Here is a 16260-nt window from a genome sequence, read left to right on the forward strand (position 1 = left end):
GTCACAGATCGGCTGCCTGTCCGGTCAAACCCCCCAGCTGCATGCAGGTGTCATCGCCGCACCTGCGTAAGCGCAGGGGAGCAGGAGCATCTGGCCTGACCCTCGACACTTCGGGCTCATGAAAGGGATGACGGACGATGACACCTCACGGGGAACTGCCCGCACCGCGGCATGGCCTCCTCCTCACGCATTTCCTGACAGTGCGTGATGTGGCCGTGTCCCGGCGCTTCTATGCCGACGTCTTCGGCGGCGAGGTCGTGATGGAGGAGAACCCGGCGATGGTCAAGGTCGCCAACAGCTGGATCATCATGAATCCCGGAGGCGGGCCCACGCCTGACAAGCCGGGGGTCACACTGGAGGCACCCCGGAGCGGTGAGCGTGTGTCCAGCTTCCTCAATGTGCGGGTGGCCGACATGGCCGCTTTCCACGCCCACGCCGTCGCACAGGGGGCCGACTTCCTCACCGAGCCCGTCGACCGCGGGGCCGAGCTGCGTTGCTACCTGCGCGACCCCGACGGTTACCTCATCGAGGTGGGCCAGTCCACCGGTCTGCTCGCGGGGATCCATGCGGAAACACCCGCAGAGTCCAGGTGAGCACCAGGACCGTGCGTCCGCGGAGGCGAAACCGCATGACGACGGTGTCCCACTGACGTCCGCGCGTTTCCCTTGGCATGGGAGATTCTCCGAATGAAGGTCGTTGTGGTCGACGACGGCGGACTCATAGGCGTCGAGACCGCGCTCTGGGTCCGGGATCACGGACACGAAGTCGACGTGATCTCGGCACCCGAGGGTCTTCACTCGCTCAGCCGAGAAGAGATCGCCGCGGCCCTGCACGACTGCGCGGTGGTGATTGACCTTTCGTGTCAGCCGTCCCTGGCCGCTGGAACCCTCATCGAGGGCCAGAGCCTTGTCGTGGACGAGGAGAGTCTCGCCAGATCATGGCTCTGTTCCACCAGCGGGCTTCTCCGGGCCGAGAAGGCCGCTGGTGTCAAGCATCATGTCTCCTTGTCCGTCGTTGGCGTGGACCGGATCGGAAGTGAGGGCGTCTTCCGCGTTCTCCAGGCTCAGGAATCGCTTGTTCAGCGGTCAGGAACGTCCTATTCCATACTTCGCGCCACGCAGATGTTCGAGTCAGCCGAGGACATAGCGACTGCGGGCACCGAGGACGGGATCGTACGGGTGCCACCGCTCGAAGTGCGGCCGGTGGCCCTGACGGACGTGGCCATGTTGCTCGCGCATACCGCAGTGTCCCGACCTCTGATCGGCGTCCATGAGATCGCCGGCCCGGAGAAGTTCAGGCTGGACGCCTTCATACGTGCCGCACTCCCGGCGCATCTCGAGTACCGCCGGGTCTTCACGGACGTCCGCAGCCCGTTCTTCGGAGCCCGGCCTCGGCCCTCGGACCTTCTTCCTGGTGCTGGCGCCTTCATCGCGCAGACGACCTACCGGGAATGGTTCAACAGTCGCCCCGCTCCCGACATCCCTTCTTAGGGCATGGAATCGGTCACCGACGAGGGCGCCCCCGCATCGGCGGCTCTTCCTCTCGCCCTGGCCGTCCGGTCCTGACCCGACCGGACCGTGGAGAGGGCCGGAGCGCGCACGGATGCCTGGCCGAGCTCCTGGAGGAAAAAAGCCACTGCCGCTGCTGCGGCCGAAGACAAAGAGGATGATTCATGTCCGGAGAAGCCACAGAACCGGTGCCTCAGATGGTTCTGCCTCCACCGACCAGCGCGGCGGTCTTCCTGGTCGTCACGGTCGACAGCGGCGGCGAGGCCACCGTTCGCGAGCTGCTGTCCGACCTCGGCTGACTGGAACGGGCCGTGGGGTTCCGGGCCCAGCCCGCTGGCAGGCTGAGCTGCGTCACCGGCATCGGTTCGCACGCCTGGGACCGCCTGTTCGCCGGACCGCGCCCGGCCCGGCTGCATCCTTTCAGGGCTCTGCACGTCCCGTGCACCGAGCTGTCGCCACCCCTGGCGACCTGCTGTTCCACCTCTGCGCCTCACGGCTGGACCTGTGCTTCGCGCTCGCCGCGGAGATCATGGGCCGACTGGCCGTTCGGATCCGTGGGCCGTGGGGAGTTCGGCACCTATTTCATCGGCTGGCGCGTAGCCCCGAGGTCACGGAGACGATGCTGGAGCGGATGTTCCTGGGCACGTCGACAGCGCGGTACGACCGCATTCTGGATTTCTCCACTTCGGTCACGGGCTCCCTGTTCTTCACGCCCACCGCGGACTTCCTGGAAGACCTGCCCGAAGCGCCGGCCGTCGAGGTCTCCGCCGCCGCTCGGACCGGCATACACGACTGATCGGGAGAGGAGAGCCGAGTCCCCGCTGCCCCCGACCGTGCTGCCTCCGTCCGCACAGGACCGGACGGACGCAGCACGGTCGGGGGCGCCCCGTGCATGCGGCGGCGCCTGCGTTCCGACGCGGGTACGTACCGTCCGGGCAGCTTCCTCAACCGCGGCTGGGGCGAGGGGTCACGCTTCCTCGTCGACCCAGCTCATCAACTTGCGCAGCTGCTTGCCGGTGGTCTCCAGCAAGTGCTCGGAGTCCTGCTGCCGGTATGCGTTGTACCGCTTCAGGCCGCCGTGGTACTCGTCCATCCAGTTCCTGGCGAACGTGCCGTCCTGGATCTCGGCGAGGATCTGCTTCATCTCGGCCTTGGTGGCATCGGTGATGATGCGCGGGCCGGTGACGTAGTCGCCCCACTCGGCGGTCTCGGAGATCGACCAGCGCATCTTCTCCAGGCCGCCCTCGTACATGAGGTCGACGATCAGCTTCAGCTCGTGCAGGCACTCGAAGTACGCGATCTCCGGCTGGTAGCCCGCCTCGGTCAGGGTCTCGAAGCCCGCCTTCACCAATGCGGTGACACCGCCGGCGAGGACGGCCTGCTCGCCGAACAGATCGGTCTCGGTCTCCTCGGTGAACGTCGTCCTGATGACGCCGGCCCGGGTGCCGCCGATGCCCTTGGCGTACGACAGGGCCAGCGCGAAGGCGCCACCGCTGGCGTCCTGCTCGACGGCCACGAGACAGGGAACACCGCGGCCCTCCTCGTACTGGCGGCGCACCAGGTGACCCGGGCCCTTCGGGGCGACCATGCACACGTCGACCCCGGCCGGCGGCTTGATGAAGTCGAAGCGGATGTTGAAGCCGTGGCCGAAGAACAGGGCGTCGCCGTCGTTCAGGTTGGGGGCGATGTGCTCCTCGTAGACCTGGGCCTGGATCGGGTCCGGGACGAGGATCATGATGACGTCGGCCTGGGCGGCGGCCTCGGCCGGGGTCACCACGCGCAGGCCCTGCTCCTCGGCCTTGGCCTTGGACTTGGAGCCCTCGTGCAGACCGACACGGACATCGACACCGGAATCGCGCAGCGACAGCGCGTGGGCGTGCCCCTGGCTGCCGTAACCGATGACCGCGACCTTGCGGCCCTGGATGATGGACAGGTCGGCGTCGGCGTCGTAGAACAGCTCAGCCATGAGACACACCTTTCAGGGATAACTCCCCGGGCAACAAGATTGCCGAGGCGGTGCCAGAAGTGAGCACTGCACCCCCGGAGAGTGTGGAATGTGGAACATGAGGCCGGAAGGCCGGCAACGGGCCTGCCGGGGCGAGATGTTGGAAAGCGGGAACTACCCCCGGCCGACCGACGGTCGGAACACTATCTCACCTCTACCATGCATCGACGCTTGCGTGTGGAAACCACCGTTGGTGTGTGAAAGAGGGTTCCCGGTCGGTGTCACAGATGTTGGGCCCGCCCTGTCAGTGAGGTGAATCGAGGGCGCGGCGCCTGCCTTTTCGGCGGCGGACCAACAGTTTCGTTGCGGACGTGAGGGCATCGGCGTTCTGCCGTTGGCTCCGGCAAGCCGGCCCCCCTCGCGCTACGACACCGGAAGTGAGCCTCCCATCCATGCTTCAAGACAAGTTCGACCATTCTGATGACCTCTCGACGACGGGCATCGCGACGCTGGAAGATCTGCGCAGGCACCTGCAGTGGGCCATCGAAGTGGAACACTCCACGCTGCCGCCCTACCTGACTGCCCTGTACTCCCTCGACCCCATGCGGAACGCGGACGCCGCCCAGCTCATCGGCGGTGTCTTCGTCGAGGAGATGATTCACCTCGCGCTGGCCGCGAACCTGCTCAACGCGGTCGGTGGACAACCCCGCCTGGACGCGCCCCATATGCTGCCTCCGCACCCGCGGACGATGCCGCACGCCGACCGGTCCATCGCGCTGGCCCTGCTGCCGTTCGGGCAGGAGGCCCTCGGAATGTTCCTGCGTCTCGAACAGCCGGCGCATCCGGGAGACCCGGCCGAGGGCGACAACTACGAGACCATCGGGCAGTTCTACGACGCCATCGAGAAGGGTCTGCGGCGCCTGTGCGCCGAAGTGGGTGAGGACCAGGTCTTCACCGGGGACCCCGCCCGTCAGGTCGCCGGCGGCCCGTTCGCCCACACGGCCGGGCACCTCAGCCCGGTCACCGACCTCGACTCGGCGCTTGCGGCGCTGGGGGAGATCGTCGAGCAGGGCGAGGGCGCGGCCCGCGCCGACGTCTGGGACGAGGACATCGACCTGTTCCACCCCGAGACCAAGGCGGTCTCCCACTACTACCGGTTCCAGGAACTCGCGCTGGGGCGGCGCTACCAGCCTGGGGACACGCCTGAGTCCGGCCCCACCGGCGAGGCGGTGACCGTGGACCCCGCGGGGATCCGTCCCTTGCGTCCCAACCCACGGCTGGAGGATCACCCCGAGGGCAGCGCGATCCGCACCGCGCAGGAAGCGTTCAACCAGACGTACTGCAAGATGTTGCAACAGCTGGAGCAGGCCTTCAACGGCAACCCGGCGATGCTGGGAATGTCGGTGGGCACGATGTACGCGATCAAGGGACAGGCGCAGAGCCTGATGGCCATCCAGGACGACGACGGTCTCGCCGTTGGCCCCACCTTCGCCTACGTCGCACCCGAGTACCGGGTCTGAATCACGGACCCTCGCACGGTCAGTGCCGGTACCGGACCGAGCCTCGGCTCGGTGCGCCTTGGCGCGCACGTTCCGTGTGCCGGCACTTTCCTCCTTCTGTGACACCGAGAGGACCGGCTGTGGTGAGGGGGCCGGACGGCCGCTCAGCGCCTCTCCCAGCTCCCGGCCGCCCTGAGGGCCGTGCGGGCGAAGACCGCGGTTCGAGTGCTGTCACAGATCAGCGCACCGCACGGTCGGTAGCCGCAAAAGGTGCAAATGGGCTGGCTCGACATCTGTCTGTCATCGGGGCCAGGGTGCGGCGCCGGGTCGCTCCGGTGGTGCACCCGGCCACGGTTCACCGCACCTTGCGTACTTCCCGCTATCTGAGCACGCAGCCTGATGACCAGCAACGACAAGGTGAACGTCAGCCGGCCGCTGGACACGCGCGAGCTGCCCGACTCGGTGAACTCGGTGTTCGACGAGGAGGGAACGGTGGTCGCATGGACACAGGCCGCCGAGCGGCTCGTCGGACATCCCGCGGGCGATATGGTCGGCCGCCGCTTCACACAGTGGTTCCGACCTGCGCGCAAGCACCCACCTCAGCGGCCTTCCTCGAACTGTGCCGTGCTCGCAACGGCTGGTCGGGTACGACGGCGGTGCGCCATCGCGACGGGCATGTGTTCGACCTCGGTCTGCGGATCTCGATGGTGCGAGGGCGCGACGCAACAGCGCAGTGGTCTGGTGACCGTGCCCGGCGTCGGCACGCCGCCCGGGGAAGCGGTGAACGGATCGGCGGGGGAGTTCCTTCTCGCGTCCGCACAGATCGGCGTCGTCGTTCGTGACCTCCGGCTCATGTGCACCTGGGTGAACGACACGATGGAGAGCCACGACGGCATTTCCGGTGACCGACGGCTGGGGCGCCGATTCACCGACGTACTGCCCGGGGCCAAGGCCGAGGCGCTCGAGGCAGTGATGCAGGTGCTCAAAAGCGGCATCACCAGGGTGCGCGAGTACCGATCGTGGCTGGCGACGGGCCCGCGTCGGGAACACTCGTTCGCGGCCTCGTTCGTCTGCCTTCAGGGCGTCGACGGCAAGGCGCTCGGGATGTGCGTCATCAGCGTCGGCGTCACCGAAGACCGACGTACGTGCGACCGCCCCGCCGTCCTCGTTAAGGTCGGCGCGCGACTCGGCAGCAACCTGGATGTGGTGCAGACCGGCCAGGAACTGGCCAACCACGCCGTGCCCCTGCTCGCCGACCACGTCGCCGTCGACCTGGAGCAGTCGGTGACGAGCGTTGACGGGGCCCCGTTCCGCATCGGCTCCGTGGGCGAACTCCCCCTGCATTCAGGGGCTTCCATCCACGAAGGCGTCCCGGAATCTCCACGGGCATGCGGCGAGCCAATCCCCTGGCCGCTCACCTCATCCTTCACCGACGTCCTGCGCGCCGGCAGGCCCCACCTGGAGCCGATCCTGGGCACCGCCGCGGGCACGTCGGCCGACCAGGATCCGGTGCGGGCCCAGAAGATCCACGAGAAAGGCATGCACTCCCTGATGGTCGAACCCATCCGCGCGGGGCGTGTCCTGCTGGGTGCGGCGTTGTTCATCCGCACGGCGGACCCGACGCTCTTCTAGGAGGTCGATCTGCTCCTTGCTGAAGCGCTCGTCGGCCGCGCAGCGCAGTCCTTGGACAACGCGCGCCAGTACGCCCGTGGACACACCACCGCTCTGACACTCCAACGCCATCTGCTCCTGCACCACTTGAAAGGTGACATGGCGGGCGAGGTCGCCTCACGCTACCGCCCCACCGACATGGACAACGGCGTCGGCGGCGACTGGTTCGATGTGATCCCGCTGCCCGGCGCCCAGGTGGCCCTCGTTGTGGGCGACGTGGTCGGACATGGTCTCCAGGCTGCGGCGACCATGGGCAGACTCCGCACCGCCGTCCACACGCTCGCCGACATGGATCTCGCTCCGGACGAACTTCTGGCGCACCTGGACGACACGGTCCAGCGACTGGCCGGGTGGACACACCGATGCCACGGACCAGCCCCCGGTGGTGGGTGCGACCTGCCTCTACGCTGTCTACGAACCGGTCTCCCGGACGTGCTCCATGGCACGGGCCAGGCATCCCCCACCCGCGATCATTGGTCCGCAGGGTCAGGTCGCCTTCCCCGACCTCCCCTCAGGAGCCCCTCGGTATCGGGGTGGGCGTCCCTTTCGAGGCCGTGGAACTCGAACTGCCCGAGGGAAGTCTCCTCGCTCTGCACACAGACGGTCTGATCGAGGCCGGAGTTCACGACATCGACGTGGGAATGCTCCGGTTGGGCAGCGCCTTGGCGCAACCGGGTTGCTCTCTCGAAGAGCTCTGCACCAGCGCGACGGAACCACGCTCCCCAACGAGGAGAACGATGTCCGTCGCGCCCGGCACGTGGCGACCCGTCAGCTGACCGAATGGGTGCTGGAGACTCTGGGAGACTCTACGGAACTGATCATCATGTGAACTGGTGACCAAGCCGTCCGGTACAGCATCGGTCCGATCGTGCTGCGCCTGATCCAACATCAGGTCCTCACCTGCGAGGTGTCCGATACCGAGCTGTGCTCTCCGCGTCTTCGACGTGCTCGCACGATCGACGAGAACGGCCGCGGCCTGTTCCTGGTGGCCCAGCTGTCCCGGAGCTGGGGTTCCCGCTCGATACCGGGCGGCAAGGTCGTCTGGGTCGAAGAAGCATTCGCGATGGGCTGATGATCGCCTGCGACCACGCTGTGTCCCCGCCCCGGGGTGCCGACCGTCGAAAGCCGCGCACGGTCATGTGCGCAAGCACGCCGTGGCGGGTGCCCTGCTATCACTGGATCCGGTCGAAGAAGAGGCCGCCGTGTGTGTGGGGTTCGTTCCAGGACCGTAGCTTGTCCGGGTTGAGCATGACCCAGACCTGGGCGACGTGGTCGTCGGTGATGTCGAGGCCGATGACGCCGGCAACATGGTGGCCGTATCGGGCGACGAGTCCGGTGCGGCCGTTGACTGAATGGGTGGTCAGGGCGGTGCGCGGGCGGCGGGCCAAGAGCGTGAGCAGGCTGTCGGCGACCTGTCGGCTGCCGTGGACCTGCCCGGTCAGGGTCCGCACCTTGCCGCCACCGTCGAAGAACGCGGTGACGTCCGGACACAGCAATGAGGCGAGCCGTTCGGCGTCCTCGGTGAGGCAGGCCTCGCGGACCGCGCGAGCCAGGGCTTCCTGCTGCTGCGGCGTCGTGGGCCGGGAGCGTTGCACCGTCAGCCAGCGCCGGGCACGATCGGCGAGTTCCGCTGTCTCGGGCTCCGTGCGGCCCACGATGTCGGCGACCGTTCTCTTGGCCATGCCGAAGACGCGAAGCACGAACGTCGCCCGTTCTGCCGAGGGCAACGACTCCAACACGTTCAGCACGACCCGGCCGGCCTCTTCCTCTGCACTCGGGGGCTGCCGACGGGCATCATCTTTGTGGTCCGTCGCACCCGGGCCGGCCGGCGCGAGCCGGTCCAGACAGATCCCGCCCGCGGTCCTGGCCAGCCATGACCGGGGAACGGCGATCCGATGACGCTCCGCGTCGGACAGCTCGTACCACCGGCGGTAGGTTTGATCGACAACGCTCTCCGCCACAGCCGGGCTGCCCAGCATCCAGTACGCGACATCCAGCAGGAACCGACGCTCGTCCAAGAGCTCCGTAATCGGCACCGTCTCACCTGGGTCCATGCGGCATCCCCCCCTCCAGGACGACCCTGTACGCATCAGCGCCGTCGACGTCGGCTCAACCCATAGACCGGAGACTCGCGGATCTTGTGACATGGGCCCGGCGCCCCGCGCGTCGACGCCACAGAGTCTTGCCGAACGCGCCTGCTCACGTGCCAGGACACGAAACGCCTGTCGTTCAGGCGTGAGCCCACCACCCTGCGGATATCTCACACAACCGGCATACCGCGACGATCACACATCGTCAGCCCCCCGCGACAACACGCCTCAAAGGTCAGTAACCCAGATGATGCTGACGGCTGTGGTGTGGCGCAGCCGCACTCCTCGGGACGAGTATGAAACTCGCTATGCGGTCTTCGCAGGGCTGTGAAAGCTGAGCGCCCTGGCAGCCTGTGCAGTACTGCTCTGGTCAGGCTGCCTAGCGACATGGGTGAGCTGCGCCGCAGGCGACCGATCACCCGCGCCGACGGTAGCTGGGTGCACCACCCCCGGAGCCCAGGAACTCGCATCCCGGACGGAGTCCTGAGCGACATCGAGCATTGAGGAGCTGAAGTGACCGCACGAAGGCCGGACGGCGGGCAGGCCTCTGGCCGCCCCGGGGACGGGAACCGCCGGGGCACGGCGATGACTCTGACGGGGACCCTGGAGGCGGCAGAGGCCGCAGCCCCCGTGGAGTCGCTCGACGTGGTCGCGCGCATGCTCAAGGAACATCTCGGAGCCGAATCGGTGACCTTCCTCATCCTCGACTTCACCGGCAGCTCGGTGGTGAGGCTGGGAGCGGCGGGCAGCGTCGACACCGGCACGCCCGCCCGGCGCATCACGGTGCGGGGCACCCTGTACGACGATGTGATCCGCACCCAGCGACCGAGTGTGGAGGAGAAGGGTGAGGGCGCGCTGGTGCGGATTGTCGCCCCAGTTACTAACCGCGGGGATGCCATCGGTCTGCTCGAACTGTTCCTGCCGACGGCACCCGACGCGGCGGTGATGCGGGAGATCGGCGAGACCGCACACGCGCTGGCGTACATCGTCATCGCCAACCGTTCCTACACCGACGTGTACCAGTGGGGCCGCCGTACCGCCCCCTTGAGCCTGGCCGCCGAGATCCAGCATCGGCTGCTCCCGACGTCGCTGGCCTGCGAGGCGGCGCAGTTCGCGGTGGCTGGGGCGCTGGAGCCGGCCGACCAGGTCGGGGGTGACACCTTCGACTACGTGATCGACCGGGACACGGTGCAGCTCTCCGTCACCGACGCCATGGGACACGATGTCGAAGCCGCGCTGCTGGCCACACTGCTGGTTGGCGCCCTGCGCCGGGCACGGCGGGCCGGCGCCGGCCTCGCCGAACAGGCCCGCGAGGCCGACCAAGCCATGCACGACCACAGCCACAAGGGCTATGTCACGGGCCAACTCCTGCGCATCAGCCTGCTCGACGGCACGACCGAGTTCATCAACGCCGGGCACCCCTGGCCACTGCGCATGCGGAACGGCCAGGTGCAGGAGATCACACCGGAGGTCGATACACCTTTTGGTTTCCCTACGCCTCACACCTACCGCGTCCAGTCGCTGGACCTGCGGCCTGGGGACCGGCTCGTCATGCTCACCGACGGCATGCTGGAGCACAGGGCCAAAGGCATCGAGCTGTCCGAGCTGATCGTGCGGACGCGCGACCTGCACCCCCGCGAGGCCGCCCGTACCCTCATCGCAGCGGTCCTCGCTGCCAACAACGGCCACCTGCACGACGATGCGACCGTCATGTGCCTGGACTGGCACGGCACCAGTCACTCTCAGCGCGACGCCGCCACCGGTGCAAACCTCACCAATGCCTCAAAACAGTCACGTCCGGAACACGCCAGTGAATGGTGACACCAGGCGGCCTTGCGGAGTCTCTTCAGGGCCGTCGTCTCCGGCGGCGGGACCACGTTGGGGCCGTGACGGCTGGGGCCCCACTGATCTGGCTCTGTGCGGCGTGTAGGCCGGACCCGGGGGGCGTGGTTTCACGAACCTTCATCTTCTCCTCTACGTCTTCACATGGTTCGACGGTCGGGTAATTCCGGGCCGTACTGCGGTGAAAAGGATCACGTCCGCTGCGTTGACCTGCCGCTTTCGGCGTCTGTGGTGGCTATGCGCCTGTGATGCGAGGGCTCGGGGCGGGCTGCGGATGACTCATACGCTGTTCGGAGTGAGACTCGATCGGGGGCGGGTTGCCAGCGGAAGGCACGGTGCAGGATGGTTGCCGCAGGGCAACAAATTCTTCGACCGGATGAGGTGAGGGGTTCGCGTAGCGGGCCTTCCTGTTTGTGACATCCCCCCAGCACGGACATGCCGTGAGCGCTGTTGCTCCGGCCCATGAGGCATTCACGTCGGTGCCCTACCCAGTTCTGGTCGTGGACGGCGCCGGCGTCGTGTGTCACGTCAACCCGAAGGCGGCTGCGCTCTTTCCCGGCCTTTGCCGCGGTACTGCTCTTTCGGACAACGTTCCGGCCTGGCTGGCGACCGCCCACGCCCAGACGGCCAAGAGTCGCCAGGCCGACAATGCTGCCGTGCCGGGGCTGGTGGGGGAGCGGAGCTTCGAGGCGCATCCGACCGTGCAAGATGACGGGAACGTGGTGTGGTGGTTGGTGGACGACACCGATCACCAGCTGGCCCGTGAGGCGCTGCGGGAGGAACGCGAACGCACAGCGTTTCTTACCGAGGCGTCCAACACGTTGCTGTCGTCACTGAATCTGGAGCGGTGCATGGACGTGATCGCCCAACTGGCGGCTGAGCATCTCGCGGATGCCGCCGTGGTCATCGCGCCCCGCAGCGCCCGCCGCCTGCCCGTCGTCCTGTGCCTGCGCGGCGGACGCCCACAGCGCTTCCGGTGGGACGTCGACCCGTCCGAGGTTCCCGGTCTGGCGGAGGCACTCCAGGGCTTTCCGCCGGTGCCGTCACGCTGGATCGATCCCGCGTCCGCGCCCGAGTGGCTCGTGCCGGAAGGCTTTGGGACGGTCGGGTCCATCGTCGTCACCCCGCTGCCCGGGCACGGTGTACCGGCTGGGGCTCTGGTGCTGCTGCGACGCACCGGAGAGACGGCGTTCAGCGACGGGGAGGAGGTCTTCGCCAGGCTGTTCGCGGCCCGTTCCGGCGCCGCGATGTCCGCGGCCCGCCTGTATGCCGAGCAGGTGTCGTTGACGCAGACGCTGATGCGGGACCTGCTCCCCCCTGCCCTGCACCAGATCTCGGGTGTGGACTTCGCGGGCGGTTACCGCGCCTCCCGGGATCACGAGCGCATCGGCGGCGACTTCTACGACGTCCACCCCGCATCCGTCGAAGGGGAAGAGTCCTTCGCGGTGCTGGGCGACGTGTGCGGCAAGGGAATGGAAGCCGCCGTTCTGACGGGGAAGATCCGCAACACCCTGCAGGCACTCCTGCCGATGGCGGGCGACCATCAGCGGATGATCGACCTGCTCAACGGCGCGCTCCTCAATTCCCACCACACCCGCTTCGCGACCCTGGTGATGGCGTCGGCCGTGCGCGAGGCCGGCTCGGTACGCCTGCGGGTGACGAGCGCCGGACACCAACCCGTCCTGATCGTGCGGCACGACGGCACGGTGGAGGAAGGATCCTCCCGCGGCACCCTCATCGGAACCTTCCCCAAGGCGCCGGCCACGACCATGCGTGAGACGCTGGCGCCGGGCGAGTTCTGCATGCTGTTCACGGACGGCTTCACCGAGGCCAAAGGCGGCCCGCTGGGCGACGAGTTCTTCGGCGAGGACCGGCTCAGGGCAGCGCTGTCCCAGTGCGCGGGCATGCCGGCGGAAGCCGTCGTCGAGCACGTGCAGATGCTCGCCTCCCAGTGGGTGGGGAGCGGATCGCACGACGACATGGCCGTCATAGTGATCGCCTCGCCCCGTTCCCATCATCTGAGTGCGGTGGACGGTCATACCCGGGGCAGGTTCACCGCATGAGTACCCTCACCCCTGTCTCCTTCGAGGACCGGACCGATCAGCTGTGGCAGGCGGTCGCCGCCGGCGACGAGCACGTGGCCACTGAGGTGGTCTTCGACGCCCTCAAGGACGGCGTCACCGCGGAGCGAGTGCTCGTGGACCTCATTGCCTCCGTGCAGCGCAAGGTAGGCGAGGAGTGGGCCGCCAACCGCATGACCGTTGCGCAGGAGCAGGCCGCCACCGCGATCAACGATCGGGCCGTCTCCGCGCTCTCCCACCACTACGACGCTCACACCGCTCAGGCCCGCGGTCGGGTCATCGTGGCGTGCGTGGACGGCGAATGGCACGGCCTGCCCGCCCGTATCCTGGCCGAGGTCCTGAAACTGCGCGGCTGGTCGGTCGACTATCTCGGCGCGCAGGTTCCCCCCACCCACCTGATCACCCACCTCCACCAGACCGGACCCGACATGGTGGCCCTCTCCAGCTCCATCGCCACGCGCCTGCCGACCGCACATGCCGCCATCACGGCGGTTCAGGCGACGAACACGCCTGTTCTGGTGGGCGGGGCGGCCTTCGGCGTGCACGGCCAGTACGCTCGCCTGCTCGGTGCGGACGCCTGGGCGCCCGATGCGGCCGCGGCCGCGGACCGGCTCGATCAGGGACCGCTGCCGCAGCCCCAGCCGGCGCATCAGCCCATCGACGATCTGCCGCACCTGGCCGACCAGGAATACACGATGGTCGCCCGCACCCACCCGAACCTGGTGCGCACCGTCATGCACGGGCTCGAGGAACGCTTTCCCGCGATGCGGGATTACACGGCCTTGCAGCGTCAGCACACGGCTGAGGACATTGCCCACATTGTGGATTTCCTGGCTGCCGCCCTCTACACGAACGACGAGGAGCTCTTCACCAGTTTCCTGACCTGGACGGCCAGGATCCTCACGGCCCGCGGCGTCCCCACCCGCTCCCTCATTCCGGCTCTGGACATTCTTGGCGAGCACCTCAAGGACTTCCCCCGGGCCACTCTCATGCTCGCCGAGGCAACCGACCATCTCACCGGGACAAGGTCCGTGAACGCCTCCGACTCCAGGAACAGTGGATGACACCGCCGCCGACCGGAATAGAACTCATTACCACCCCCAGCACCGACAAGACTGCGGTGCATCTGGAGATTCACGGCTTTCTGGACTATGACTGCGCCGACCACTTCCTGGCCCTCGCCTCTCAGCAGCTCACCGACAGCCCGGACTTGCGTGTCCTGCGCCTAGACTGCGGCCACCTGGAGGGTCTCGACTCGATGGGGTTGGCCATGCTGCTGATGCTCCACCGCCGCACCAGCGCAGCAGGCGTCACTCTGTTCCTCGACAACCGGCGTCCGGCTCTCGAGCGGATGCTGGACATCACCGGCGCCCTCGCCCACCTCGTACCCGACCATGCGGATTCGCCCGACGCGTCGGCCGAGTCCCAGGGCGTGGCATTTCGTCATACGTCCGAAGGTGGCACGTCAGTCGACCGCGCGAATCGCCCAGCGGGACCGGAGGTCGGCGGCTGACTTCTCTACCTGCGTGCATGACAGGCATCAGGGACCAGGCCCCCTGGATGGGAATCGCATGACCGAGCGCATCCGGCCCAACCACGATCACCTCCGCGACGCTGCCCGGCAGGCCCGCTGCATCGCGGAACTCTTCGACGTCATGTGGGAGCAGGACCGCAACGAGGGCCCGCCCCCCTACATCTCCGTCTCCCAACTGCGCGTCATGAACATCGTGGATCGCGAGGACGGCATACGGATGCGCGCCCTCACCCGACTCCTGGGCGCAGCACGCCCCTCCGTCTGTCGCCTGGTCGACCGTCTCCAGGCCCTCGGTTTCGTCGAACGCCGTCCCTGGCCCGACAGTGGCCGCGAAGTCCTTCTTACCCTGACCCCCTCCGGTCGCCGGCATCTGGACCAGCTACGTGGTCGGCGCGAGGAACTCCTCATGGAAGCGCTCGCCACCATGCCTGCCCATCAGCGCACAGCGATGGCCGAAGGCATCGCCCGCCTGCAGAGCGCGCTGGTCGACCTGCCCATGCTCCGCCTTGCTCCTGAGGACGCCCCTCTCATCTCCGTGGCACAAGGCCAGGCGCGATCCGCCTGATCAGTCCCCTCACTGGCAGGGCCCGGTGGCCCGCTGCGCTACGTGGTGGTCGCGTCGAGCGCGATGCTGGCGCTGATGCACTTGCCGACCCTGGTCGGCTCCATGGTGAGGGGCTGGGCGAGAGCGGCCACGATGTCCAGACCGTGCTGGCCGACGCGTTCGGGGTTGGCCGGAGCCCTGGTACGACGGTTGCGGGATGCTCACCGTGCAGGCAGGTCACGATCCGCAACCGACTCACGCAAGGGGGGTGAGCCGAGCGCCGCGTCAGCAAGATGCTCCGTAGCCATTTGTGCGGGGACGCCCGAACTGGCCGCTTCCACCCTCACAGTGGTCCTGCCGGCACGAAGCGCGGAGGATCCACCCAAAAGATTTGCATGATCCGCTCAACCCAGGGAATCTGCTGGTCGCACTACCTCTGGAACAGGCGGAAGGAAAGATCGTAATGACGCAGACGGCGGAGCGCGTGGGGTCGCTGACGTCGGCGGCAGTGGAGGAGCTGCCGTGGATCGAGGACACCGGGAAGGTCGCGCCGCATGACGCGCGCGCCCTCTCGAAGACGTTCTTCGACCAGCTGCAGACCCTGGAGGAGGGAACCCGCGAGCACCAGTACGCGCGGAACACCCTCATCGAGATGAACCTCTCCCTGGTGCACTACGCCGCACGCCGCTTCCGCAACCGGGGCAGTGGCGACATGGAGGACATCATCCAGGTCGGCACGATCGGACTCATCAAGGCGATCGACCGGTTCGACCTGTCCCGCGAGACCGAGTTCACTTCCTACGCCGTCCCCTACATCGTGGGCGAGATCAAGCGGTTGTTCCGTGACACCAGCTGGGCCGTCCATGTCCCGCGGCGACTCCAGGAGCTGCGCAACGAGATAGTCAGGTGCAAGGAGGAGTTCGCGGTCGACCTGGGCCGCGAACCCACAGTGCAGGAGCTCGCTGAGCAACTGAAGCTGAGCGAGGAAGAGATACGCGAGGGGCTGGTCGCGTCCAACGGCTACACCGCGAGCTCACTCGATATACCCGTCGACGGGGCCGAGGGTACTGGAAGCTCCGATAGCCCCAGCCTTGCCGACTTCCTCGGCGCCGAGGACCCTGAGCTGGAGAAGGTCGAGAACCTGCACACACTCGCACCGTTGATGCGCACCCTGGACGAGCGTGAGCGCCGCATCATCGACATGCGCTTCGGCCTGGAGATGACCCAGTCCGAGATCGGCGCCGAGCTCGGCATCTCCCAGATGCACGTCTCCCGGCTCCTGTCGAGGATCCTGCGCAAGCTTCGCACCGGTATGGCTGGCGAGGACGGCGTGACCGCACCGTCAGCGGCCTGAACGGCATGAGGCGGGGCCATCAGTAGGCACTGGTGCGCCCCGCCTCATGGATCAAGGAGTCAGTCCTTGAAGACATCCTTGATCTCTTCCTTGGTCTCGCGGGCGTCGCCCTTGGCCTGCTCGGTCTTGGCCTGAGCCTGCTCGCTGCCTGACATCACACTCAACTCGTGGGAAGCGCCCGACGGATTCGGT

The 16260-nt window shown here is 67.5% G+C and carries 14 protein-coding genes and 3 pseudogenes; 15 read left to right on the forward strand and 2 right to left on the reverse strand.

Features of this window, described 5'->3' with window-relative positions:
* Nucleotides 1-137: 137 nt before the first annotated feature.
* From HEP85_RS37165 to HEP85_RS37175, 3 genes and pseudogenes are all read left to right on the forward strand, one after another.
* Nucleotides 138-593: a VOC family protein gene (locus HEP85_RS37165; protein ID WP_168531830.1), complete on the forward strand. Its 456-nt coding sequence runs from the start codon at nt 138-140 to the stop codon at nt 591-593.
* 93 nt (nt 594-686) lie between these two features.
* Nucleotides 687-1490 (forward strand): SDR family oxidoreductase, encoded by an 804-nt coding sequence (locus HEP85_RS37170; protein WP_168531831.1) that lies wholly within the window; start codon nt 687-689, stop codon nt 1488-1490.
* Between the two features lie 182 nt (nt 1491-1672).
* Nucleotides 1673-2304 (forward strand): annotated as a pseudogene (locus HEP85_RS37175) (Dyp-type peroxidase domain-containing protein).
* Nucleotides 2305-2475: 171 nt separating this feature from the next.
* On the opposite strand, the gene ilvC reads toward HEP85_RS37175, so the two are convergent.
* A complete protein-coding gene (gene ilvC, locus HEP85_RS37180; RefSeq protein ID WP_168531832.1) occupies nt 2476-3474 on the reverse strand; it encodes a ketol-acid reductoisomerase in 999 nt (332 codons plus the stop codon).
* Nucleotides 3475-3905: 431 nt separating this feature from the next.
* Between ilvC and HEP85_RS37185 the strand changes: the two genes are divergently transcribed.
* The 6 genes and pseudogenes from HEP85_RS37185 to HEP85_RS37210 all read left to right on the forward strand — a co-directional run bounded on the left by HEP85_RS37185 (nt 3906) and on the right by HEP85_RS37210 (nt 7695).
* Complete coding sequence (locus HEP85_RS37185; RefSeq protein ID WP_168531833.1) at nt 3906-4973, forward strand: ferritin-like protein; 1068 nt, start codon at nt 3906-3908, stop codon at nt 4971-4973.
* Nucleotides 4974-5351: 378 nt separating this feature from the next.
* Complete coding sequence (locus tag HEP85_RS37190) at nt 5352-6584, forward strand: PAS domain-containing protein (protein ID WP_168531834.1); 1233 nt, start codon at nt 5352-5354, stop codon at nt 6582-6584.
* A 177-nt stretch (nt 6585-6761) separates the two neighbouring features.
* Nucleotides 6762-6905: pseudogene (locus HEP85_RS37195) on the forward strand (SpoIIE family protein phosphatase); the annotation flags it as partial.
* Nucleotides 6850-7047 (forward strand): annotated as a pseudogene (locus HEP85_RS37200) (hypothetical protein); the annotation flags it as partial. The pseudogenes HEP85_RS37195 and HEP85_RS37200, both read left to right, overlap by 56 nt.
* Nucleotides 6986-7399: a SpoIIE family protein phosphatase gene (locus HEP85_RS37205; protein WP_329529248.1), complete on the forward strand. Its 414-nt coding sequence runs from the start codon at nt 6986-6988 to the stop codon at nt 7397-7399. The pseudogene HEP85_RS37200 and the gene HEP85_RS37205, both read left to right, overlap by 62 nt.
* 92 nt (nt 7400-7491) lie before the next feature.
* Nucleotides 7492-7695, forward strand: a complete 204-nt coding sequence (locus HEP85_RS37210) for an ATP-binding protein (RefSeq protein WP_168531836.1) — start codon at nt 7492-7494, stop codon at nt 7693-7695.
* A gap of 100 nt (nt 7696-7795) precedes the next feature.
* Here HEP85_RS37210 and HEP85_RS37215 read toward each other — a convergent pair whose 3' ends face one another.
* Nucleotides 7796-8677 (reverse strand): sigma factor, encoded by an 882-nt coding sequence (locus HEP85_RS37215; RefSeq protein ID WP_168531837.1) that lies wholly within the window; start codon nt 8675-8677, stop codon nt 7796-7798.
* 621 nt (nt 8678-9298) lie between these two features.
* On the opposite strand from HEP85_RS37215, the gene HEP85_RS37220 reads away from it, so the two are divergent.
* The 6 genes from HEP85_RS37220 to HEP85_RS37245 all read left to right on the forward strand — a co-directional run bounded on the left by HEP85_RS37220 (nt 9299) and on the right by HEP85_RS37245 (nt 16068).
* A complete protein-coding gene (locus tag HEP85_RS37220) occupies nt 9299-10534 on the forward strand; it encodes a PP2C family protein-serine/threonine phosphatase (RefSeq protein WP_369658155.1) in 1236 nt (411 codons plus the stop codon).
* A gap of 539 nt (nt 10535-11073) precedes the next feature.
* Complete coding sequence (locus HEP85_RS37225) at nt 11074-12618, forward strand: PP2C family protein-serine/threonine phosphatase (protein WP_248002555.1); 1545 nt, start codon at nt 11074-11076, stop codon at nt 12616-12618.
* Nucleotides 12615-13700, forward strand: coding sequence for a B12-binding domain-containing protein (locus HEP85_RS37230; protein ID WP_168531838.1), 1086 nt, complete (start codon nt 12615-12617; stop codon nt 13698-13700). The genes HEP85_RS37225 and HEP85_RS37230 overlap by 4 nt, the downstream gene beginning before the upstream one ends.
* On the forward strand, nt 13697-14149 hold the full coding sequence (locus HEP85_RS37235) for an STAS domain-containing protein (protein WP_168531839.1): 453 nt from the start codon (nt 13697-13699) through the stop codon (nt 14147-14149). Before HEP85_RS37230 ends, HEP85_RS37235 begins: the two co-directional genes overlap by 4 nt.
* Nucleotides 14150-14207: 58 nt before the next feature.
* Nucleotides 14208-14735, forward strand: a complete 528-nt coding sequence (locus tag HEP85_RS37240; RefSeq protein ID WP_168531840.1) for a MarR family winged helix-turn-helix transcriptional regulator — start codon at nt 14208-14210, stop codon at nt 14733-14735.
* A 442-nt stretch (nt 14736-15177) separates the two neighbouring features.
* Nucleotides 15178-16068, forward strand: a complete 891-nt coding sequence (locus HEP85_RS37245; protein ID WP_168531841.1) for an RNA polymerase sigma factor SigF — start codon at nt 15178-15180, stop codon at nt 16066-16068.
* Nucleotides 16069-16260 lie beyond the last annotated feature (192 nt).

The organism is Streptomyces sp. RPA4-2 (assembly GCF_012273515.2).
GTDB classification, from domain to species: Bacteria; Actinomycetota; Actinomycetes; order Streptomycetales; family Streptomycetaceae; genus Streptomyces; species Streptomyces kaempferi.